General features: G+C 67.8%; 21 protein-coding genes. 5 read left to right on the top strand and 16 right to left on the bottom strand.

What is annotated here, in order from left to right; genetic code table 11:
- Positions 1 to 2: 2 nt before the first annotated feature.
- The 4 genes from gmhB to gloA are packed head-to-tail and all read left to right on the top strand — an operon-like array spanning position 3 to position 2,426.
- A complete protein-coding gene (gene gmhB, locus GH681_RS15800) occupies positions 3 to 536 on the top strand; it encodes a D-glycero-beta-D-manno-heptose 1,7-bisphosphate 7-phosphatase (protein ID WP_153162457.1) in 534 nt (177 codons plus the stop codon).
- A 14-nt stretch (positions 537 to 550) separates the two neighbouring features.
- A complete protein-coding gene (locus GH681_RS15795; RefSeq protein WP_153162456.1) occupies positions 551 to 1,303 on the top strand; it encodes a 1-acyl-sn-glycerol-3-phosphate acyltransferase in 753 nt (250 codons plus the stop codon).
- Positions 1,300 to 2,022, top strand: coding sequence for a M48 family metallopeptidase (locus GH681_RS15790; RefSeq protein WP_228111931.1), 723 nt, complete (start codon positions 1,300 to 1,302; stop codon positions 2,020 to 2,022). The genes GH681_RS15795 and GH681_RS15790 overlap by 4 nt, the downstream gene beginning before the upstream one ends.
- 17 nt (positions 2,023 to 2,039) lie before the next feature.
- Positions 2,040 to 2,426, top strand: a complete 387-nt coding sequence (gloA, locus tag GH681_RS15785) for a lactoylglutathione lyase (protein WP_153162455.1) — start codon at positions 2,040 to 2,042, stop codon at positions 2,424 to 2,426.
- A 25-nt stretch (positions 2,427 to 2,451) separates the two neighbouring features.
- Here the strand turns inward: gloA and GH681_RS15780 are convergent, their stop codons facing one another.
- The 7 genes from GH681_RS15780 to fliO are packed head-to-tail and all read right to left on the bottom strand — an operon-like array spanning position 2,452 to position 11,063.
- A complete protein-coding gene (locus GH681_RS15780; RefSeq protein ID WP_153162454.1) occupies positions 2,452 to 5,604 on the bottom strand; it encodes a response regulator in 3,153 nt (1,050 codons plus the stop codon).
- On the bottom strand, positions 5,601 to 6,641 hold the full coding sequence (locus GH681_RS15775; protein WP_153162453.1) for an HD domain-containing phosphohydrolase: 1,041 nt from the start codon (positions 6,639 to 6,641) through the stop codon (positions 5,601 to 5,603). The genes GH681_RS15780 and GH681_RS15775 overlap by 4 nt, the downstream gene beginning before the upstream one ends.
- Positions 6,642 to 6,679: 38 nt before the next feature.
- On the bottom strand, positions 6,680 to 8,782 hold the full coding sequence (locus GH681_RS15770) for an ATP-binding protein (protein ID WP_153162452.1): 2,103 nt from the start codon (positions 8,780 to 8,782) through the stop codon (positions 6,680 to 6,682).
- Positions 8,783 to 8,788: 6 nt separating this feature from the next.
- Positions 8,789 to 9,571 carry a flagellar biosynthetic protein FliR gene (gene fliR, locus GH681_RS15765; RefSeq protein WP_153162451.1) on the bottom strand — a complete coding sequence of 261 codons (783 nt, stop codon included), beginning with the start codon at positions 9,569 to 9,571 and terminating at the stop codon, positions 8,789 to 8,791.
- 4 nt (positions 9,572 to 9,575) lie between these two features.
- The gene (gene fliQ / locus GH681_RS15760; RefSeq protein WP_153162450.1) at positions 9,576 to 9,845 is read right to left on the bottom strand and encodes a flagellar biosynthesis protein FliQ; all 270 of its coding nucleotides are present in this window, start codon (positions 9,843 to 9,845) and stop codon (positions 9,576 to 9,578) included.
- Between the two features lie 19 nt (positions 9,846 to 9,864).
- Positions 9,865 to 10,620, bottom strand: a complete 756-nt coding sequence (gene fliP, locus GH681_RS15755; RefSeq protein WP_153162449.1) for a flagellar type III secretion system pore protein FliP — start codon at positions 10,618 to 10,620, stop codon at positions 9,865 to 9,867.
- Complete coding sequence (gene fliO, locus GH681_RS15750) at positions 10,617 to 11,063, bottom strand: flagellar biosynthetic protein FliO (RefSeq protein ID WP_228111930.1); 447 nt, start codon at positions 11,061 to 11,063, stop codon at positions 10,617 to 10,619. The genes fliP and fliO overlap by 4 nt, the downstream gene beginning before the upstream one ends.
- A 202-nt stretch (positions 11,064 to 11,265) precedes the next feature.
- On the opposite strand from fliO, the gene GH681_RS15745 reads away from it, so the two are divergent.
- On the top strand, positions 11,266 to 11,469 hold the full coding sequence (locus GH681_RS15745; RefSeq protein WP_153162448.1) for a hypothetical protein: 204 nt from the start codon (positions 11,266 to 11,268) through the stop codon (positions 11,467 to 11,469).
- A 75-nt stretch (positions 11,470 to 11,544) separates the two neighbouring features.
- On the opposite strand, the gene fliN is transcribed toward GH681_RS15745, so the two are convergent.
- The 9 genes from fliN to fliF all read right to left on the bottom strand — a co-directional run bounded on the left by fliN (position 11,545) and on the right by fliF (position 20,233).
- Complete coding sequence (gene fliN, locus GH681_RS15740; protein ID WP_153162447.1) at positions 11,545 to 12,003, bottom strand: flagellar motor switch protein FliN; 459 nt, start codon at positions 12,001 to 12,003, stop codon at positions 11,545 to 11,547.
- Between the two features lie 3 nt (positions 12,004 to 12,006).
- Positions 12,007 to 13,005, bottom strand: coding sequence for a flagellar motor switch protein FliM (gene fliM, locus GH681_RS15735; protein WP_153162446.1), 999 nt, complete (start codon positions 13,003 to 13,005; stop codon positions 12,007 to 12,009).
- 15 nt (positions 13,006 to 13,020) lie between these two features.
- Positions 13,021 to 13,590, bottom strand: coding sequence for a flagellar basal body-associated protein FliL (gene fliL, locus GH681_RS15730; RefSeq protein WP_153162445.1), 570 nt, complete (start codon positions 13,588 to 13,590; stop codon positions 13,021 to 13,023).
- A gap of 93 nt (positions 13,591 to 13,683) precedes the next feature.
- On the bottom strand, positions 13,684 to 14,799 hold the full coding sequence (locus GH681_RS15725; RefSeq protein WP_153162444.1) for a flagellar hook-length control protein FliK: 1,116 nt from the start codon (positions 14,797 to 14,799) through the stop codon (positions 13,684 to 13,686).
- Positions 14,800 to 14,872: 73 nt separating this feature from the next.
- Positions 14,873 to 15,322, bottom strand: a complete 450-nt coding sequence (fliJ, locus tag GH681_RS15720; RefSeq protein ID WP_153162443.1) for a flagellar export protein FliJ — start codon at positions 15,320 to 15,322, stop codon at positions 14,873 to 14,875.
- Positions 15,323 to 15,415: 93 nt separating this feature from the next.
- On the bottom strand, positions 15,416 to 16,819 hold the full coding sequence (gene fliI / locus GH681_RS15715) for a flagellar protein export ATPase FliI (protein WP_153162442.1): 1,404 nt from the start codon (positions 16,817 to 16,819) through the stop codon (positions 15,416 to 15,418).
- Entirely contained in the window at positions 16,819 to 17,532 is a 714-nt protein-coding gene (locus GH681_RS15710) for a flagellar assembly protein FliH (protein WP_153162441.1), read from the bottom strand. The genes fliI and GH681_RS15710 overlap by 1 nt, the downstream gene beginning before the upstream one ends.
- 15 nt (positions 17,533 to 17,547) lie before the next feature.
- Positions 17,548 to 18,549, bottom strand: a complete 1,002-nt coding sequence (fliG, locus tag GH681_RS15705) for a flagellar motor switch protein FliG (RefSeq protein ID WP_153162440.1) — start codon at positions 18,547 to 18,549, stop codon at positions 17,548 to 17,550.
- Positions 18,533 to 20,233, bottom strand: a complete 1,701-nt coding sequence (gene fliF / locus GH681_RS15700; protein ID WP_153162439.1) for a flagellar basal-body MS-ring/collar protein FliF — start codon at positions 20,231 to 20,233, stop codon at positions 18,533 to 18,535. The genes fliG and fliF overlap by 17 nt, the downstream gene beginning before the upstream one ends.
- Positions 20,234 to 20,368: the final 135 nt, after the last annotated feature.

Below are 20,368 nucleotides of genomic sequence, written 5' to 3'. Positions count from 1 at the left end.
CCATGAAGCTCATCGTTCTCGACCGGGACGGCGTCATCAACTTCGACTCCGACCAGTTCATCAAGTCGCCGGACGAGTGGCGGCCGATCCCCGGCTCGCTCGAGGCCATCGCGCGGCTCAACGAATCCGGCTGGCGGGTGGTGGTCGCCTCCAACCAGTCGGGGGTCGGGCGCGGGCTGTTCGACATGGACACCCTCAATGCCATCAACGAAAAGATGACCAAGTCGCTCGCCCAGGCGGGCGGGCGGCTGGACGCCATCTTTTTCTGCCCCCACGGCGCGGATTCCACCTGCGACTGCCGCAAGCCCAAGCCGGGCATGTTCCAGCAGATCGCCGAGCGCTTCAACGTGGACATGCGCGGCGTGCCGGTGGTGGGCGACAGCCTGCGCGACCTGCAGGCCGGCGTCGCCGTGGGTTGCACGCCGTTTCTGGTGCTGACCGGCAGGGGCGTCAAGACCCAGGCCGATCCGGCCCTGCCGCCCGGCACCCAGATTTTCCCCGACCTGGCGGCCGTGGCCGCGCAGCTCACCGTCTGACTGGAAACCCCTCCGTGGTCCTGATCCGCAACCTGTTGTTCATGCTCGCCCTGGGCATCTTCACGCCGCTCTACGCCCTCATCGGCATGGCGACTTTCCCGTTCCGCCCGCAGACGCGCCACAAGCTCATCCGGGGCTGGGCGCGGATCATGATCTGGGTCATCAAGCACGTGCTGGGCATTCCGTACCGGCTCGAAGGCGCCGCCAACATCCCGGCCGGGCCGGCCATCGTGCTCTCCAAGCACATGTCCGCCTGGGAAACCATCATGCTGCAGGATGTCTTTCCGCCGATGGTCTTCGTGATGAAGCGCGAGCTCCACAAGGTGCCGTTCTTCGGCTGGGGGATCTCCCAGATGCCGATGATCGCCATCGACCGGGCTGCCGGCAAGGACGCCCTCAACCAGGTGGTCGAGCAGGGGAGCGACCGCCTCAACCAGGGCTTCTGGGTCACCGTCTTCCCGGAGGGCACCCGGGTGGCGCCCGGCACCACCAAGCGCTACAAGCCGGGCGGCGCCTGGCTCGCGCGCGCCACCGGCACCCCGGTGGTGCCCGTGGCCCATAACGCCGGCGAGTTCTGGCCGCGCAACGCCTTCTTCAAGCGTCCTGGCGAAGTGGTGGTGAGCGTCGGCCCGGCCATCGACACCCACGGGCTGACGGTGGACGAGATCAACGCCAAGGCCGAAGCCTGGATCGAGGCCGAGATGCGCCGGCTGTTCCCGTCCCACTACCGCCACGCCGGCAAGCGTCAGGAGCCGGCCAAGGCGTGACCGCGCCGGCCGTCGAATCCCGCGAGATCCTTCTCGACGGGGTGCGCGTTGCCTACACCCTGCGGCGCAGCGTCCGCAAGACGCTGGGGCTGCGCATCGATCACCGGGGGCTCACCGTGGGCGTGCCGCTCCGGGTGGGTCTGCGCGAGGCCGAGGTCTTCATCCGCAGCCACGCCGCGTGGGTCGTCGAAAAACTCCACAACCGTCCGCAGCCCGAGGCCCGTCCGGCCTTCGAGGCCGTCGATGGCGCGGCCGTGCCCTTTCTTGGCGAGGCCTGGCGGATCTCCATCGGGCGCGGAAACAACCGGGTGCTGTGGCACGAGATCGGCCCGGAGCGGGTGCTGGAGCTGGCCCTGCGTAGCGGCGGCGATGCCCGCCGGCTATTGTTGCGGGAATTGCAACAAAGAGGCCTCGATTTGTTCAAAAACCGGGTCGAGGAGTTCTGCCTGCGGCTTGGGCGCCCGGTGCCGCCGGTGGCGCTCTCCAATGCCCGCACGCGCTGGGGCAGTTGCAGCAGCCGCAGCGGCATCCGCCTGCACTGGCGGCTCATCCATCTGCCCCTGGGCCTGATCGATTACGTGGTGGCCCACGAGGTGGCGCATCTTGTCGAGATGAACCACTCGCCGCGTTTCTGGTCCGTGGTTGAGTCCATCTATCCCGATCACGTCGCTGCCCGCAAGGCCCTGCGCCAGGTGGCGGCGAGTCTTCCTTCCCTCTGACTCTCAGGAAAACAACCATGCGTCTTCTGCACACCATGCTTCGCGTCGTGGACCTCGACCGTTCCATCGCCTTTTACACCGAAGTGCTCGGCATGCGCCTCCTGCGCCGCAACGATTACCCGGAGGGCAAGTTCACGCTGGCCTTCGTGGGCTATCAGGATGAATCGGAAGGGGCGGTGCTGGAGCTTACCCACAACTGGGGCGTCGAGTCCTACGAGCTGGGCACGGCTTACGGCCACATCGCACTGGCGGTGCCGGATGCCTACGCGGCCTGCGCGGCGATCAAGGCCCGCGGTGGCAAGGTGGTGCGCGAAGCCGGCCCGATGAAGCACGGGACGACGGTGATCGCCTTTGTGGAAGACCCGGACGGTTACAAGGTGGAGTTGATCCAGGCCAAGTCCTGACCCGCACCGGCCCCCGGCCGGGGGCTCAGGCGGCGGCGAAGGCTTCGCGCAGGGCAGCAAGCTCGGCGCGCAGGGCTTCGAGGGCCTGGGGTGCGTCGGCCATGCGCTTTTCGCGGCCGATGCGTTCGAGCTGTGCGGCCCCTGTCTGGGCCCGGCCGGCACAGAAGTTTGACACCGCACCCTTGAGGGCGTGGGCCGCGTTGTGCAGGGCTTCCGCGTCGCCCTCGACCACCGCGGCCTCAATGTCGGCAAACAACCGAGGCTCGTCCTCGATGAACATCCCGATGAGCTGTTCCAGCAGTTCTTCGTCACCGCCGAGGTTGAACAGCACTTTCTGACGTTCGAACACCGGGCCGCTGATGCTGGTGGGTTCGCTGGGCGGCGGCGGCGCCGGGTCGCCCCGTCCGGTGTGCTGGATGAGCACCTCGACCAGGTCCGGGGCGTGCACCGGCTTGGAGAGGTAGCCGTCCATGCCGGCGGCGAGGCAGCGCTCCCGGTCGCCCTTCATGGCGTGGGCGGTCATCGCCACGATGGGGGTGTGGGTGGCGCCGGCGGCTTCGCGTTGGCGTATCTGCGCGGTCGCGTCGAATCCGCCCATGATGGGCATCTGCACGTCCATCAGCACCAGGTCGTAGCGGTTGCGGGCGTGGAGCTCCAGCGCTTCCTTGCCGTTGTTGGCCACGTCGGCCTGATGGCCGAGCTTGCCCAGCAGGCGCAGGGCGAGGGTCTGATTCACCACGTTGTCTTCGGCCAGCAGGATGCGCAGCTGGCGCTTCTGCTCGCGCAGGCTGTGGCGGGTGATGAGGGGCGAGCGGTCGGCGCTGCTGCTGTTGCCGGTGTTGTCGTCGATCGGCTCCACCGACAGCAGGATGGCGTTGAGGAGGTCGGACGCCATGATCGGCATCGGCAGGTAGGCGGAGATGCCCATCTCGCGGCAGCGGGCGCCGTCGCCCCGGCGGCCTTCGCCGGCCAGCATGACGATGCACGGGGGCGGCGCGGCGGCGGAGAGGATGGCTTCGGCTAGGTCGAAGCCTTCGATGTCCGGGAGCTGGGTGCTGATCAGCACCACCTTGAAGGGTTTGTTCTCGGCGGTGGCGCGGGCCTGTTCGCGCAGGGCGCCGCTGGCGTCGGATACGGTGACGGGCTTCATCCGCCACTGGCCAAGCAGCTCGACGAGGGTTGCCCGTTCGGTGCTGCTGTCCACCGCGACGAGAACCGGCAGGCCTTCGAGGTGGGCTTGTTCGTCCAGCACCGGCGTGGCGTGGCCGGCTTCGAAGCGGGCGGTGAAGCGGAAGGTGCTGCCTTCGCCCGGAGTGCTGGTGACGCCGATCCGCCCGCCCATGGCCCGGACGAGCTGGGCGCTGATGGTGAGCCCCAGCCCGGTGCCGCCGTAGCGGCGGGTGGTGGAGGAGTCGGCCTGGGAGAAGGCTTCGAAGATCAGGCTCTGTTTTTCTGGCGGGATGCCGACCCCGGTGTCGTGCACGTTGAAGGCGAGCTCGACCTTGCCCGGGTCGCCGTTGCCGGCTTCGGTGCCCGGTTCGACCAGGAGGCGAACTTCGCCGTGCTCGGTGAACTTGATGCCGTTGGAGATGAGGTTGATCAGTACCTGACGCAGGCGATGGGGATCGCCGATCAGGTTGTCGGGCACCGTCGGGGCCACCTGGGCGGTGATGCGCAGGTTCTTCTCGTCGGCCCGCTGCTGGAGGGTGCGCACGGCGAGGGCGACGCAGTCGCGCAGGCTGAAGTCGATGTGCTCGAAATCGAGCTTGCCGGCCTCGATCTTCGAGAAGTCGAGGATGTCGTTGATGATGCCGAGCAGGGAGTTGGCGGAGGTCTTGACGAGGCTGAGGTATTCCCGCTGCTCGTTGTCGAGGGGCGTGTCGAGGGTGAGCTCGGTCATGCCGATGATGGCGTTCATCGGCGTGCGGATCTCGTGGCTCATGTTGGCGAGGAAGTCGCTCTTGGAGCGGCTGGTGGCCTCGGCGACGTCCCTGGCCTGACGCATGGCGGCTTCGGCGGCCTTGCGCTCGCCGATGTCGCGCACGTAGGCGGTGATCAGCCGGCGACCGGCGCTGTGGACGGCGACCAGGGCGACCTCGGCGGGGAATTCGACCGGGCCGCTGCCGGTGTGCCGGACGGCGATGGCCTCGGTACGCTGGGCGAGGGTGCCGGCCTGGGTGTCGGCCTGGGTGTCGGCCAGCAGGTCGAGGAGGGCCTGGGTCTGGGCGTCGCGGACACGCTCGGGGAAGAGCAGGGCCACGGCGCGCTGCCCGATGGCCTCGTGGGCAGGAATGCCGAAGGTGCGCTCGGCGGCCGGGTTGTATTCGAGGATGAGGCCGTCTTCGCCGATGGTGACGATGCTGTCGAGGGAGGCTTCGGTGATGGCCCGGTTGCGCGATTCGCTGGCGGCCAGGGCCGACTGGCCTTCGTGCAGGCGTACGGAGGTCTGGTTGAGGGCGTCCACCAGCTGGCGCAGCTCGGCGATCGGGCTGTCTTCGTCGAGGGTCTTGCCGTGGCTCGTCTCGAGGGTTTCGGCAAAGCGGGTGGCGCGGGCGAGGCTGCGCAGGGGCGGGCGCAGGAACTGGCGGATGACGAGGGTGCCGACGACGAGGGTGACGATCGCGGCGATCAGGCTGTCGATGATGATGTGCTGGAGGTTGTCGCCGGCCGCCGGGGCGACCTCGATGCGCAGCCAGCCGAGGGGGGCTGCCGCACCAATGCCGGCCCAGGCGACGAAGTGCGTGGAGCCGTTGCCGGTATTCCCCTGGGAGGCCCGGCGGGCGCTGTCCGGGACGAGGACGGGGACGCCTTCGATGGGCTCGACGGCGATCGGCGCACCGCCTGCGCTCCGGCCGACGCTGGTGAGCGGCACGCCTTGACGGTCGGTGACCGTGGCGCGGCGGATGTGGGGGTTGTATTCGAGTTTGAGCAGGTGGCCGGTGGCGCTGGCGATGTTGCCGCTGGCCAGGTGGGGTTCGAGAGCCGAGGCGAGGGCGTGGGTCAGTTCGTCAGCGTGCTGGCGTTCGAGCCGCTCGATGAATTCGACCTGCTCGTTGCCCAGGTAGATCGCGTAGGCGCCAAGGGACAGCGTGAGCAGGAGGGCGAACAGGGCAGTGAGCTGCTGTCCGAGGGTGTGCAGCCCAGCGCCTTGCGCCAGGCGGTGGAGGGCGTCTTTCATTCGTCTTTGAACCGCTCGCGGATTTCCAGTACTTCCGGGATCAGGTCCAGGAAGCTGTCGACGCAGGCCGGGTCGAAGTGGCTGCCGCGGCCTTCGCGGATGAAGTTGAAGGCGGTGTCCAGCTCCCAGGCCGGCTTGTAGGGACGCGGCGAGGTGAGTGCGTCGAAGACATCGGCCACGGCGACGATGCGGCCGACCAGCGGGATGGCGTCGCCGGAGAGCCCGTCGGGGTAGCCGCTGCCGTCGTATTTCTCGTGGTGGGTGAGGGCGATCTCGGCGGCCATCTGGATCATCGGTGACGACGAGCCCTTGAGGATGTCGTGGCCGATGCGCGGGTGCTGGCGCATGATCACCATCTCTTCGGGGGTGAGCCGGCCGGGCTTGAGCAGGATGTTGTCGGGGGTGCCCACCTTGCCGATGTCGTGCATCGGGGCGGCGGTGAGGATGCGTTCGCAGGTTTCGGCATCGAGCCCCAGATCGCGGGCGATGATCTGCGAGTAGTGGGCCATGCGCAGGATGTGGGCGCCGGTTTCCGGGTCGCGGAACTCGGCGGCGCGGGCCAGGCGGGTGATGGTTTCCTGTTCGCGGGTGACGATCTCGGCGGTTTTCAGGATCACGGCGGCCTGCAGGTCGTCGTTCCAGGTGCGCATGCGCTGGTGGCTGGCACGCAGCGACAACATGGTGCGCACCCGGGGGTCGAACTCGTGGCGGTCGATGGGCTTGGTGAGGAAGTCGTTGGCGCCGGCCGCGAGGCTTTCGTAGCGCACTTCCTTCTCGTGGGCCGCGGTGACCATCAGGATCGGGACGGTGTCGGCCGGGTAGAGCTTGCGGACGGTCTCGATGAACTCGATGCCGTTGAGGTCCGGCATCATGTAGTCGACGATGACCAGGTCGGGCTCGTGGCTGCCGCACCACTGGAGACCTTCCAGCGGCGAGCTGAAGGTGACGATCTCGGTGCCCGGTGGCGTGAGCTTGCGGACGAGGGCCTGGATCAGTGTGAGATTGAGCGGCGTGTCATCGACGATGGCAATGGCCATGAGTTCTCCCGGTAGGCCGCCGCTCCCGGCGGCCAGCGTCAGATTATCGGCCCGAGGTCGTCGAAGTTGAGTCCCGGGCCGGGGCTTGCGGCTGCGTCGGCGGCAGTCTGACCCTCGCCGCGGGTGGGCGCCGTGCGCGGCAGGGCGAGGACAAAACGTGTTCCGTTGCCGGGCGAGCTGTGCACGGTGATGCGCCCCCCCAGCACCTGGGTGACCAGATTGTAGACGATATGCAATCCGAGACCGGTTCCACCGCGCCCGAGGCGGGTGGTGAAGAAGGGGTCGAAGATGCGTCGCTGGTCGGCGAGCGGGATGCCACGGCCGTCGTCGGCAAACTCAATCTGGACGCTGTCTTCGTCCATCACCCGCGGGGCGACCGTGATGCTTCCCCGGGGGAGACCTTCGAAGGCGTGAAGCAGGGCGTTGGTGACGAGGTTGGTGAAGATCTGCCCGAGGGGGCCGGGGTAGCTGTCTAGGGTGAAGGGCGCCGTCTCGAGCACGTCGAGGGTGAAATCCCCGTGCTTGAACATGGGGCTGATGGTGATGGCCATCTCGCGCAGCACTTCGTTCAGCTCGAAGCGCCGGCGCTGTTCGCTGGTCTGATCCACCGCCACCTGCTTGAAGCTGCGCACGAGTTCCTCGGCCCGCAGCAGGCTGCGCATCAGCAGATCGACGGCCTGCCGGGTACCCTGGGTGAAGCGGTCGAAATCGGTGCGGCGCAGCTTGCCGGTGCTGTAGGCGGTGATCAGGTCGTCGGTGCGGGCGGCGAGGGTCGAGGCGACGGTGACGCTGTTGCCGATGGGCGTGTTGAGTTCGTGGGCGATGCCGGCGACCAGGGAGCCGAGGGCCGCCATCTTCTCGCTGCGGACGAGCTCTTCCTGCGTCTGATGCAGGATGCCGAGGGCTTTGGTGAGTTCGGCGGTGCGTTCGGCGACGCGCAGTTCGAGGCTCTGGTTGAGATCCTCGATGTGGGCCTGGACGCGGCGTAGTTCGGAGATGTCCACCATCGACCACAGGGCGCAGTCCTCGTCACGAACCCGCAGTCGCCGGGCCGAGACGAGGCAGTTGGCGATGCCCGGACGGCCGATGGGGCGCAGGCGGACTTCCCGCTGCCCGACCACGTCGCTGGTGGCGAAGCAGCCGTAGAGGTCGTCGTAGTCGGCGGGGTCGAGCCAGCAGCCGAGCTCGCCGCTGGTGCGGTTGATGATCTCGTCGCGGGGGCAGTCGAACAGGCGCTCCCAGGCCGGGTTGGCGTCGAGGTAGGTGCGGTCGCTGATGCGGGTGAGGGCGAGGGCGAAGGGCGCCGAGTTGAAGATGGTGGAGAACTTGTTCTGGCTGTCGTGGAGGTTGGCGACGGCGGCCTTCTGGTCGGTCACGTCGCGGATGATGCAGATCAGGCAGGTCTGGCCGGCGATGTCGACAGTTGAGGCATTGACCAGGCAATCCCGGTGGCTGCCGTCGGCGGTGCCAAGGGTGCACTGGAAATCCCGCAGCACGGCGTGCTCCTGGAGCAGCTCGACGATGGCGACCCGTTCTTCCGGGTAAGGCCACAGGCCGAGGGCGTAGGCGGTGGTGCCGAGGGATGTATCCCGCTCCCAGCCGGTGAGGGTGACGAAGGCGGGATTGACGGCCAGCAGCTTGCCGTCGCGGAGGCGGCTGAGGGTGATCGCCTCGGGGCTGGAGTGAAAGGCGGTCGAGAACATCACCTCGGAGATGCGCTGGGCTTCGGCGGCCTCCTGCCGGGCTTTCTCGAGGCGCCGCCGGGGGGTGATGTCCTGGCATACCGCGAGGATGCAGGTCTGCCCGTCGATGTCCAGCGTACGGGCGCGGAGCAGGGTTTCGACGGGCGTGCGGGCTTTGGTGAGGAGGACTACCGGGCGGTCCACCACAGTGTGGCCGGCCAGCAGTTCGGCGCGGATCTGGTGCAGATCGTCGGGGTCGTGCCAGATGCCCAGGTCGCTGCAGCTGTGGCCGACGCTATCTTCGCGCGCGTAACCGAGGGCGGCGGTCCAGTTGTCGTTGACGTCGATGAGCCGGTCGTCTTCCAGGGTGGCGAGGGCGACCATTTCGGGCAGGAAGCGGAAGAGGGCGGTGAAGCCGGCGTGGGCGGGGTCGAGGGGTGGTGTGGCGGGCGGTGGCATGGGGTTTCAGCGCAGGGCGCGGACCAGGTCGGCCATGGTTCCGAAGCCGACGTCGTAGAAGTGCTGGAGCAGCGGGGCCAGGTGATTGAGGGCCAGGATCAGCACGCCGAAACCCACCGTCAGGGTGATCGGGAAGCCGATGGCGAACAGGTTGAGCTGCGGCGCGGCGCGGGTCAGGATGCCCAGCGCGATGTTGGTGATGAGCAGCGCGGTGACGATCGGCAGGGCTATCAGCAGGCCGGCCGAGAACACCGTGGCGCCAAAGCGCGCCAGCAGCAGCCAGCCGCCCTTGTGGGGCGGGGTGGCGCTGATCGGCATCCACTCGAAGCTGTGGGCGAGGGCGTCGACCAACAGCAGGTGGCCATTGAGGGCGAGGAAGATGAGCGTGGCCATGAGGATCAGGAACTCGCCGACGACCCCGGTCTGGCCACCGGCCACGGGGTCGAAGAAGGTGGCGAAGGACAGGCCCATCTGCAGGCTGACGATCTCGCCCATCACGTCGAGGGAGGCGAACACGACCCGCAGCACGAGGCCCATCGCCACGCCGGTCATGGTTTCGAGCGCAATGATGAGCAGGCCGTCCCACGAGCCGAGGGGGATCGTCGGGGGCGGCGGCAGGGCCGGGACGATGCCGATGGTGATCGCCAGCCCCACCATCAGCTTGATCCGCCGCGGAATGCCGTTGTTGGAGAACACCGGCGCCATCCCCACCAGCCCGAGGATGCGGGCGAGCGGGAAGGCGAGCATCGCGAGCCAGGCGTCGAGCTGGGCGCTGGTGACCGACAGCATCGGGCTACCCGATCATCGCGGGGATGTTCTCGAACAGGCGGCGGATGAAGTCGGTCATCATCGTGATCATCCACGGCCCGGCCACCACCAGGGTGATGAAGGTGGCGATGAGCTTGGGCACGAAGGACAGGGTCTGTTCGTTGATCTGGGTGGCGGCCTGGAAGATCGACACCACCAGCCCGGTGACCAGCGCGGCGATGAACAGCGGCGCGGAGACGAGCAGGGTGAGTTCGAGGGCCTGGCGGCCGAGGTCGATGACGGTGGTGGGAGTCATGGCGGGATCCTTCCGGCGGCTATCCGAAGCTCTGCACCAGCGAGCCGATCAGCAGGTTCCAGCCATCCACCAGCACGAAGAGCATGATCTTGAACGGCAGGGCGACGATGGCCGGGCTCATCATCATCATCCCCATCGACATCAGCACCGAGGCGACCACCATGTCGATGATGAGGAAGGGGATGAACACGATGAAGCCGATCTGGAAGGCGGTCTTGAGCTCGGAGGTGACGAAGGCGGGGATCACCACGCGCATCGGCAGCTCCTCGGCCTTCTCGACGCGGGGCGTCTTGGCGAGCTTGGAGAAGAGGTTGAGGTCGGGCTCGCGGATCTGCTTGAGCATGAAGGCCTTGACCGGCACGGTGGCCCGGTCGAGGGCTTCGTTGAAGGTGATGCGGTTTTCCGATAGCGGCTGCCAGGCCTCGGTGTAAACCTTGTCGGCCACCGGCGCCATGATGAAGAAGGTGAGGAACAGCGACAGGCCGACGATCACCTGGTTGGGGGGCGAGGTCTGGGTGCCCATCGCGTGGCGCAGCAGCGACATCACGATGATGATCCGGGTGAAGCTGGTCATCATCAGCACGATGGCCGGCAGGAAGCTCAGGGAGGTGAGCAGCAGCAGGGTCTGCACCGACAGGCTGTACTCGGTGCCGCCACCGCCGGCGGGCGCGGTGGTGAGGGCCGGCATGGCCTGGGCCAGCGCCGGCAGGGGCAGCGCCAGGAGCAGGGGCGGGATGAGCGGCGCCACGCGGCGCAGGGCAGTGAAGGCTTTCATCGGGGGCGACGCTCCAGCGTCTGTTTGAGCCAGGCCTGGAAGTCGGCGCCGCTGGTGGCGGGCGACGGGGTGTCGCCGGGGGCGGTGGGCAGGTCGATGGCATCGAGGGTGTGCAGCGGGGTGATCCGGCCGGGGGATACACCCAGCACCAGCACCTTGTCGGCCACTTCAACCAGCACCACGCGCTCCCGCGGGCCGACGGCGGTGGCGCCGCGCACCTTCAGCAGCCCGGCCTTGCCGACCTGACCCGCGCCGAGGCGCTTGAGCAGGTGCAGGCTGCCGATCAGGAGGCCGATGATGAGGGCGAGGCCCAGCAGCATCTGCACGACGCTGCCCGTCACGTCGGCGCTGCCGTCGGCAGGCAGGACGGGGCCGGAGAGGAGCAGCAGGCCGGCTGCGGGCAGGAAGTGGCGCATGGCGATTGGGGGAGGAATCCGGGGCATTCCGGGGGGAGCCTGGAGGGGAGAATAGCCCCGGCTCGCGGCGCGGCATGGGCCGATTAGGCGGGCAAAACGGCACTTTTTCATGCTTTCGGCTTTTGCCTGCTGAACTGCGCCGGGCGCCTATACTCAAAACGCACGGAGCGCCCGATTCTTGCCGGGCGGCTCGGGAAGACTGCAGATCCAACAGAGTGGAGGTGCGATCATGTTGCTGTGGCATCGTGACAGCCAGCTCGCGGCTGGCGTGACGGACGGAGGGGTGCCGGGCGCGGCGTCGTCCGGCTACGAGGAGAAGCGTCAGCGGGCCCTCAAGATTCTCGGCGAGCGCTGGCTGCTCCATCGGGCCAATGCGCCCGACCGCCGCCCGGCGAGTTCGGTGCTGATGAGGGGGCGGACCGGGGCGGTGTGACGTCCGCCAGATCCTGAATGCAGTTCGGCCCCGCGGTGTTGCGCCGCGGGGCCGAGAGCTTTTGTGGGGCGGGGATCAGGAGCGCAGTTTGCGGATGCGCTCGGCGGGCGTGATGATGTCGGTGAGGCGGATGCCGAATTTGTCATTCACGACCACCACCTCGCCCTGGGCGATCAGGGTGCCATTGACGAGCACGTCCATCGGTTCGCCAGCGAGCCCGTCGAGCTCGACCACCGAGCCGTGGGCCAGCTGCAGCAGGTTGCGGATGGCGATCTTGGTGCGTCCCAGTTCCACGGTGAGCTGCACCGGGATGTCCAGGATCATGTCGTAGTCGTTGATCGAGCCGCTCTTGGCGCCGGCCTGGCCGAAATCCGGGAAGAGCTGGCTGGCGGGCTTGGCCTGGAAGGGGGATTCCTCGCCGAGGGCGGGCTCCGCCGGGTCGGTGAGGCCCTCGGCGGCGGCCTGCTCCTGCATTGCAGCGGCCCAGTCGTCGTCGCTGATCTGGTTGTCGTCGGGGGTATCGGTTTCTGACATGGCTCACTCCTGGCTGGGGGCCGGGGTATCTTCTTCCTGGGCGAGGAAGCGCTCGATCTTCAGCGCGTACTGGCCGCGCTGGACGCCGTAGCGGCATTCCATGAACGGGATGCCGTCCACTTCAGCCTGGATGGTTTCGGGGATGTTGAGGGGGATCACGTCGCCGGGCTTCATGTTGACGATGTCGCCCAGGGTGACCTTGGCGTTGCCCAGCCGGGCCACCAGCGTGACTTCGGCGCTCTGCAGCTGCTTGCCCATCATGCTCACCCAGCGGTTGTCCTGGGTGATGTGGTCGCTCTGCATCGTCGAATAGAGCGTCTCGCGGATCGGCTCGAGCATCGAGTACGGGAAACAGAAGTGCATCTCCGCCTGGGCGCCGCCGAACTCCAGCGTGAACGACGCCGCCACCACCACCTCGGCGGGGGTGGCGATGTTGGCGAACTGGGGGTTCATCTCCGAGCGGACGTACTCGAATTCGAGCTTCTGCACCGGCGACCAGGCCTTGGCGTATTCCTCGAAGGTGACCTTCAGCAGACCCTGGATGATGCGCTGCTCGGTGAGGGTGAAGTCGCGGCCTTCGACGCGCGTATGAAAACGCCCGTCGCCGCCGAACAGGTTATCCACCACCAGGAACACCAGGTTCGGGTCGAGCACGATCAGCGCGGTGCCCCGCAGCGGCTTGGACGTGAACAGGTTGAGGTTGGTCGGCACCACCAGGTTGCGGACGAACTCGCTGAACTTCTGCACCTTGATCGGGCCGACCGAGACCTCGACGTTGCGGTGCATGTAGTTGAACAGCCCGATCCGCAGGTAGCGGGCGAAGCGCTCGTTGATGAGCTCCATCGTGGGCATGCGCCCACGGACGATGCGCTCCTGCGTGGCGAGGTTGTACGGGCGTATGCCGTCTCCGCCCTCTTCGCCGGTGTCCTGCTCGTCGGACTCCCCGGTGACGCCCTTGAGCAGGGCGTCAACCTCTTCCTGGGAGAGAAAGTCCTGAGCCATGGTGGTTGTTCCTGCTTACTGCACGATGAACTGGTTGAACAGCACGGCCAGCACGGGGCCGTCATCCTCGGGGCGGCTGCGCTTGTTCTTCTTCTTGGGGTTGGGCGCGTAGCCCAGCACGTCGTTGGCCTCTTCCTTCACCTCGTCGGCGAGCTCCTCGCGGCCCTCGGTGGTGGCGAGGTCGGACGGTTTCTTGGACGACAGCAGCATGATGACCCGGTGCTTCAGCTCGGGCATGTAGAGCTTGAGCGAGTCGCCCACCTTGGCGTCGGACACCCGCAGCACCATCGTGGCCTGCAGGAAGTGGTCGCCCTCTTCGGGGGACAGGTTGACCGTGAACTGCTCGAGCTGCACGAAGACCGGCGGCTTGGACGGGTCCACCTTCACCTTCGGCGGCTCGTGGGATACCGGCTCTTCCTCTTCCTCGCCTTCGGCGTGCTTCTTCTTGCCCAGCAGCATGAAGGCAGCGCCGCCCGCGATCGCCAGGATCAGGACGGCAACGATGATGATGATGAGCTTCTTCTTGCCCCCCTTGGCAGGGGCTTCGCCTTCGGCGGCTTCGGCTTTGGCCGGTGCTTTCGACATGCTGGATTTCTCCTTATCTCAATGCATTGTTATCCATCACGTCCGCCCGGCAAGCCTCGAATAGGGGCCAAAGCCCCCGTCATTTGTGGCGATTCAGGCGAACGTATCCACCAATCCTTCTGCGCGCCGCAGCCAGGGGCTGGCGGCGGCGGTGCTGACGCCGATCTCGTTGGTGCCGCGCGAGGGGTTGAACTGCCCGCCGCGCCGGCCTTCTCCGGAGCCGCCGGGCTGGCCCGAGGTGCCCACGTCGGTCTGGCCCAGGTTGATGCCGCTCTGCTCCAGCACCTCACGCAGGCGGGGCAGGCTCTGTTCGATCAGGTCGCGGGCGGCCGGCGTGGCGGCGACGATCTGCGCAGTGGTCTGGTCGCCGCTGATGGTGATCGACACCTCCACCTTGCCCAGCTGGGGCGGGGTGAGGGTGAGCTCGGCATGGCTTTCCGACTGGCCGACCATCCAGCTCACCCGGTTGCCCACTTCTTCGGGCCAGCCGGGCGCGCCGGCCGGGGTGGCGACGTGCAGGGGCACCGGGCTCGCGACCGGCTGGGCGCTTTCGCCCCGCAGGTTGGCCAGGGCCGCTGCGTGGATCGCCGCGAAGTTGTTGGTGGGGGCGGCGGCCACATCGGCGCCGGTTTCGGGGCCGTGGCGGCTGCTGGTGATTGCGTCGGTGCCGGCGAGGTCGGCTGGCGGTGTCTTGGTGGTGGGGGCGGCATCCTGACCGGCAGGCGCGGCATGGTGGCCGGCAAGATTTGCCGCGTCGGCCGCCAGATCGGTCAGCCCTTGGCTGAGCTTGCCGGCCTCGCCGCCATCCACGCTGAGGCCCGCGGTAGTGTCGATGGCGCCCTTGGCGGATTCCGGCGTGACGCCGGTGGTGGTGCGGGGCAGCGGCGTCGGGATGGCGTTGGCTGCGGCAGCGGCGCCGGCCAGCAGCGCGGAGAGGTCGGCCGGTGCAGTGGGTGCCTGGGCCAGGGCTGCGTCTTCGGTGGGCTTGGCGGCCTTGTCGCTCGCGGCGGCGGCCCTGGCGTCGCTGGAGGCGGCCTCGTCGGGGCTGGATTCGCCGCGCATCTGGCGTTTCAGTTCGGAGGCGAAACCCTGCTCGGGCGCTTCCGTCTTGCCGGCGTCGGCGGACGCGTCGGGGCGCGTGCCGGTGGCGGTTTTGACGGAGGCGACGGGCGCAGTGTTGGCGATCGGGTTCAGGGCCGGTCCGGGCATGATGTTGAGTCCTGGTGAGGATGCTGACCCACGTTACCCAGCAAGCCACGTGCCAGGGCTGCGCCCGGGCGGATCACTCCTCTTCGGGGCGATCGCGGAATTGCTTGGCGGCGTGTTCGTCGGTGAGCCGTTGTTCCTGCTTGGCTTCCTTGCGGGCCTGCTCGCTCTGGTGGCGGTGCGACAGGGTGTCGAAGGCCTTTACCTTGTTGCGTTGATCCACCCAGGCTTGCTGGCCCTGCTCGGTGCGCTGCCGGGAGTCGGAGACAAGGCGCTGCTGCTGGGCGATCGCGTCATCGAGCTTGCCGAGGAAGGCGCTGAAGTTGCGCCAGGCGTCGGGGCCGATGCCGTTGCGGGCCGCTTCAACGAAGCGGGCCTGGTATTCCTTGCGATAGTCCACCAGCAGGGCGAGTTTTTCCTCCACGGCGTGTTCGCTTGCAATGAGCTCGCCGAGCTTGCGCGCGGCGTCGTCCATGCGGCTGTTCGCCAGATCCAGCAGGGTTTGCAGCGGGAACCGCTCAGTCATCTTCACGTTCCTTCGGCGTTATCGGGCAGGGGACGGGAATCTTTAGGGGCGGGGTGACATCACCTTTCGGGCGCCGGGGGGTGTGAAGGCTGCTCATGGCGTGGCTCCGAAAAGGGCGTGGAGCTTTTCAACGGCGGATTCGTAGGGTTCGCACTCTTCGATGCGTTGCTGCAGGAAGGCTTCGAGCCGTGGATACATGGCCACGGCTTGGTCGAGCACCGGGTCGGAGCCGGCGTGATAGGCACCCACGGCGATCAGGTCGCGGGAGCGCTGGTAACGGGAGAACAGCTGCTTGAAGCGCCGCACCATGTCGAAGTGCTGGCTCTTGACGAGGTTGTGCATGGCCCGGGAGATCGACTGTTCGATGTCGATGGCCGGGTAGTGGCCCTGGTCGGCGAGGTTGCGGGACAGCACGATGTGGCCGTCGAGGATCGCTCGGGCGGAGTCGGCGATCGGATCCTGCTGGTCGTCGCCCTCGGCGAGCACGGTGTAGAAGGCGGTGATCGAACCGCCGCCTTCCGGCCCGTTGCCGGCCCGTTCGACGAGCGCCGGCAGGCGGGCGAACACCGATGGCGGGTAGCCGCGGGTGACCGGCGGTTCGCCGATGGCGAGCGCAATCTCGCGCTGGGCCATGGCGTAGCGGGTGAGGGAATCCATGATCAGCAGCACCTGCTTGCCCTGGTCGCGGAAGTACTCGGCCACCGTGGTGGCGTAGGAGGCGCCCTGCAGGCGCATCAGCGGGCTGCAGTCGGCCGGGGCGGCGATCACCGCCGAGCGGGCCAGGCCCTCGGGGCCCAGGTTGTGCTCGATGAACTCCTTCACTTCGCGGCCCCGTTCGCCGATCAGCCCGACGACGATCACGTCGGCGGCGGTGTAGCGGGCCATCATGCCGATGAGCACCGATTTACCCACGCCGGAGCCGGCAAACAGGCCCATCCGCTGGCCGCGGCCGACGGTGAGCAGGCCGTTGATGGCGCGGATGCCGACATCCAGCGACTGGCTGATGGGCGCGCGCTGCAGCGGGTTGATCGGCCGCGCCTGGAGCGAGCGGCTGTGGCGCACCGCCAGCGGGCCGAGGCCGTCCAGCGGGCGGCCGGCGCCGTCGACCACGCGGCCGAGGAGCTCGTCGCCCATCGGCAGGTGCTTGGCCCGGTCGGAGGCGCGGCGGCGCGGTTCGATGCGTTCGCCGGCGATGAGCGGCGGCTGGGTTGGCTCGACGGGCAGCACCTGGGCGCCGGGCGCCAGACCGAACACGTCGTCGGTGGGCATCAGGAAGATTTTTTCTCCGTGAAAGCCCACCACTTCGGCCTCCACCGAGGCGCCGCCCGGGATCACGATGCGGCAGCCGGAGCCCAGCGGCAGCTTGAGCCCGGAGGCTTCCATCACCAGCCCGTTGATGCGCGTGAGGCGGCCGGACAGCTGATAAGGGGCGGTGGCGCCCACCAGCTTGCGGCTGTCGGCGAGGTAGGCGCGCCAGGTTTCGGTGCCGTGGTCCATCAGCTGCCGTCCCCATCCCACAGGACATTGCGGCCCAGGTTGTCCATGATGCGGCGCCAGCGGGTCTGCAGGGTGGCGTCGATCTGGCTGCCGGCGGCTTCGATGCGCGCGCCGCCACGGGCGATGCTGGCGTCTTCCACCAGCCGGTGGCCGCCGTGGGTGAGCTGCTCGCCCAGGTAGTCGCGGACCATCGCCAGGTCTTCGGGGTTGAGATGCACCATGGCGTGGGCCTGGGGTAGCTGCAGCAGGGCCTCGCGGATCAGTTCGGCGACGGATTCGGGGTTGTGGGCCAGGCTGTGGCGCACCATCTGGCGGGCCACCTCGATGGCGACGGCGAGAATCTCGTCGGCCACTTCCTGGTCGAGGCTGGTCATGGCGTTCTCGAGGCTCTGCACCAGGCCGTGGAGCTGCATCGCCTCCATCCGGCCGCGGGCCGTGGCCTCCTCGTAGCCGGCGTCGTAGCCTTCCTTGCGGGCTTCCTCGTGGATGCGCTCGATCTCGTCGGCGGTGGGCAGGTGGATGTGCGGTTCGGGGATCGGAATCTCGGGCTCGAGCTCGACGGGCGCCTCGAAGACGGGTTCGGGCGGTAGCGGTTCGGGCTCGGGTTCGGCGGCGAGGGCAGGGGCGTCGTCCACGGGCGCCGGCATCAGCGGCTCGTCGAAGGACGGCAGCTGCCAGCGCCGGTAGGCGCCGGATGCCTGGGTCGGGCTCATCGCAGCGCTCCGCCTTTACACGAAGGCATCGTCGCCGCCTCCGCTGGACAGCGCGATCTGGCCTTCCTCGGCCAGACGGCGGGCCGTCTTGAGGATTTCCTTCTGCTCGGCCTCGACCTCGGACAGGCGCACCGGGCCGCGGGATTCCAGATCCTCGCGGAGCATCTCGGCGGCGCGCTGGGACATGTTCTTGAAGATCTTCTCGCGCATCTCGGGCGGCGCACCTTTGAGGGCGATGACCAGCGAGTCGCTCTGGACTTCGCGCAGCAGGGTCTGGATGCCCCGGTCGTCGAGATCCATGAGGTTCTCGAAGACGAACATCTCGTCGAGGATCTTCTGGGCGAGGTCCGGGTCGTACTCGCGCACGTTGTCGAGGATCGCCGTCTCGGCGGCCGAGCCGACGAAGTTGAGGATGTCCGCCGCGTGGCGCACGCCGCCCATGGCGGTCTTCTTGACCGTGGTGGCGCCGGCCAGCATGCGGGTGAGGGCTTCGTTGAGTTCGCGCAGGGCCACCGGCTGCACGCCGTCGAGGGTGGCGATGCGCAGCAGCACGTCGTTACGCAGGCGATCGGTGAAGTGTTTGAGGATCTCGCCGGCCTGGTCGAACTCCAGGTGCACCAGGATCGTCGCGATGATCTGCGGGTGTTCGTTCTTGATCAGGTCGGCGGCGGTGGCGGCGTCCATCCACTTCAGGCTTTCGATGCCGGCGGTGTCGGAGCCCTGCAGCACGCGGCCGATCAGGTGGTTGGCGCGCTCGTCGCCGAGGGCCTTGGTGAGCATGGCCTTGATGTGCTCGTGGTCGGCCTCGATGGGCGAGCCCTTGTCGGAGAAGACGATCAGCTCGTCGAGGATGCCCTCGACCCGTTCCCGTGGCTGGGCCGTCATGGCGGCCATCGACGCGCCCAGCTTCTGGACTTCCTTCGGGCCGAGCAGCTTCAGCACTTCGGCGGCCTCGTCGGCGCCGAGCGTCAGCAGGAGCAGGGCGCTCTTTTCCAGCCCTTCATCGTTGCTGCTCATTGCTTCCCATCCATTCCTTGATCAGGTTGGCAACCATCCGCGGGTTGTCCTTGGCCAGGGCCAGGGCCTTGGCGAGCTTTTCCTCATAGGCGAGGCGCGCGGCGGCTTCGGGCGACAGGGCCACTTGGGCACCTTCCTCTTCGCCTTCCTCGCCCTCTTCGCCCTCCTCGCCGGCGGCAGCGGCCTCGGCGGCGGCTTCTTCTTCCTTGGTTTCCGGCTGCGGCATGACCTGCTTCAGGAGCGGGCGGATCACGCCAAAGGCCACGAAGGCGATCACCCCGGCGATGACCAGATACTTGATGAGCTCCTTGAACAGCGCGACGTTGTCCGGGTCCTTCCAGATCGGCGTCTCGAGCTGGTCCTTGTCCGAGGTCACGAAGGGGCTGCTGGCCACGCTGATGGTGTCGCCGCGGTCCTTGCTGTAGCCCACCGCGTCGCGCACCAGATCCTCGACGCGCTTGCGCTCTTCGTCGGTGAGCGGAACCGGCTTGGCGACGCCGTTCTTGTCCTTCTCTTCCTTCTGGTTGAGGGCCACCGCCACCGACAGCCGGCGGATCTGGCCCAGTGCCTTGCGGGTGTGCTGGATGGTCTTGTCCACCTCGTAGTTGATGGTGGCGCTCTTGGTGGTGCTCAGGGGCGGCTGCTGGTTGGGGCCGGCGGCACCGCCGACCGGCGGGGTGGTGAGCGGCGCGGTGGCCGGCACCGGCGGCTGGTTCGTGAGCGCGCCCGGCACGCCCTGGGCGGCCTGCTCGCGGGTGGTGCTCTCGTTGCTCTGCTGGCTGCGGATGGCCTGCTCAGGCGACGGGTTGGGGCGGTACGTTTCCGCGGTCTGCTCGGTGACGTTGAAGTCCACGTCGGCCGACACCTGGGCGCGGAAGTTGCCCTTGCCGAACAGCGGCGTGAGGATGGCGTTGATGCGCTCGATGTAGCCCTCTTCCAGTTCGCGGGTGTATTTGATCTGGGTGGCGTCGAGGTTGGTGCGCAGCGGGTCCGGCTTCTTGGTGAGCAGGGTGCCGTCCTGGTCGATCACGCTCACGTTTTCGTTGGTGAGCTGGGGCACGCTGGACGCGATGAGGTGCACGATGCCGGCGATCTGGCCCGGGTCGAGGGCGCGGCCGGTGTGGAGGTTCACCATCACCGAGGCGGTGGGTTTCTGCTCGTCACGCAGGAAGGCGGTCTGCTTGGGGATGGCCAGATGCACCCGGGCGCCGGCCACGCTGGCGATGGCGGAGATGGTGCGCGACAACTCGCCTTCGAGAGCGCGCTGGTAGTTAACCTGTTCGTGGAACTGCGACAGCCCGAGCTTCTGGTTCTCCATCAGCTCGAAGCCCACCAGCCCGCCCTTGGGGATGCCCTGGGCGGCCAGGCGCAGGCGCAGGTCGTGCACGTTGGCGGCGGGGACGAGGATCGCGTTGCCGTTGTCGGAGAACTTGTAGGGGATGTTCTGCTGCTGGAGGCTGGCCACGACGGCGCCCCCGTCCTTCTCGGCGAGATTGGAGAACAGCACGGCGTAGTCCGGCTGCCGGCTCCACAGGAGCACGCCGACGACCAGCGCAATGGCGAAGGCCAAGGCGGCGCCCGCGGCGAGCTTCTGGCGCTGCGACAGATTGCGGATGTTCTCCAGCACCTGATTGAAAGGTGAGGCGGGCGGCGGTGGAGCGACGGCGGCGTCTTCTGCTGCCATGGAAACATTCCCCTCTTACGGATGCTCGCATTCTCGGCGAGGCGCAATCCGATCAAGGGCAGGATTAGCAGCAGTTTTTGCCGCCTATTTGCCGGCTTGTCTTGCCGCCGACGGGCCTAAGCTGCGAACCGGTGA

Origin of the sequence: Zoogloea sp. 1C4 (assembly GCF_009469605.1) — a bacterium.
Lineage (GTDB): Bacteria > Pseudomonadota > Gammaproteobacteria > Burkholderiales > Rhodocyclaceae > Zoogloea > Zoogloea oryzae.
This window is presented reverse-complemented; position numbering and strand designations above follow the sequence as displayed.

What these genes read in the sequence shown, in the direction of transcription:
- gloA (WP_153162455.1), top strand. Translation starts at nt 2,040, where the DNA reads ATGCGTCTTCTGCACACCATGCTTCGCGTCGTGGACCTCGACCGTTCC.
- GH681_RS15775 (WP_153162453.1), bottom strand. Translation starts at nt 6,641, where the DNA reads ATGGCCATTGCCATCGTCGATGACACGCCGCTCAATCTCACACTGATC.
- fliQ (WP_153162450.1), bottom strand. Translation starts at nt 9,845, where the DNA reads ATGACTCCCACCACCGTCATCGACCTCGGCCGCCAGGCCCTCGAACTC.
- fliI (WP_153162442.1), bottom strand. Translation starts at nt 16,819, where the DNA reads ATGGACCACGGCACCGAAACCTGGCGCGCCTACCTCGCCGACAGCCGC.
- GH681_RS15745 (WP_153162448.1), top strand. Translation starts at nt 11,266, where the DNA reads ATGTTGCTGTGGCATCGTGACAGCCAGCTCGCGGCTGGCGTGACGGAC.
- fliR (WP_153162451.1), bottom strand. Translation starts at nt 9,571, where the DNA reads ATGCTGTCGGTCACCAGCGCCCAGCTCGACGCCTGGCTCGCGATGCTC.
- GH681_RS15725 (WP_153162444.1), bottom strand. Translation starts at nt 14,799, where the DNA reads ATGCCCGGACCGGCCCTGAACCCGATCGCCAACACTGCGCCCGTCGCC.
- GH681_RS15780 (WP_153162454.1), bottom strand. Translation starts at nt 5,604, where the DNA reads ATGAAAGACGCCCTCCACCGCCTGGCGCAAGGCGCTGGGCTGCACACC.
- fliG (WP_153162440.1), bottom strand. Translation starts at nt 18,549, where the DNA reads ATGAGCAGCAACGATGAAGGGCTGGAAAAGAGCGCCCTGCTCCTGCTG.
- fliO (WP_228111930.1), bottom strand. Translation starts at nt 11,063, where the DNA reads ATGCCCCGGATTCCTCCCCCAATCGCCATGCGCCACTTCCTGCCCGCA.
- fliL (WP_153162445.1), bottom strand. Translation starts at nt 13,590, where the DNA reads ATGTCGAAAGCACCGGCCAAAGCCGAAGCCGCCGAAGGCGAAGCCCCT.
- fliM (WP_153162446.1), bottom strand. Translation starts at nt 13,005, where the DNA reads ATGGCTCAGGACTTTCTCTCCCAGGAAGAGGTTGACGCCCTGCTCAAG.
- fliJ (WP_153162443.1), bottom strand. Translation starts at nt 15,322, where the DNA reads ATGACTGAGCGGTTCCCGCTGCAAACCCTGCTGGATCTGGCGAACAGC.
- gmhB (WP_153162457.1), top strand. Translation starts at nt 3, where the DNA reads ATGAAGCTCATCGTTCTCGACCGGGACGGCGTCATCAACTTCGACTCC.
- fliN (WP_153162447.1), bottom strand. Translation starts at nt 12,003, where the DNA reads ATGTCAGAAACCGATACCCCCGACGACAACCAGATCAGCGACGACGAC.
- fliP (WP_153162449.1), bottom strand. Translation starts at nt 10,620, where the DNA reads ATGAAAGCCTTCACTGCCCTGCGCCGCGTGGCGCCGCTCATCCCGCCC.
- fliF (WP_153162439.1), bottom strand. Translation starts at nt 20,233, where the DNA reads ATGGCAGCAGAAGACGCCGCCGTCGCTCCACCGCCGCCCGCCTCACCT.
- GH681_RS15710 (WP_153162441.1), bottom strand. Translation starts at nt 17,532, where the DNA reads ATGAGCCCGACCCAGGCATCCGGCGCCTACCGGCGCTGGCAGCTGCCG.
- GH681_RS15770 (WP_153162452.1), bottom strand. Translation starts at nt 8,782, where the DNA reads ATGCCACCGCCCGCCACACCACCCCTCGACCCCGCCCACGCCGGCTTC.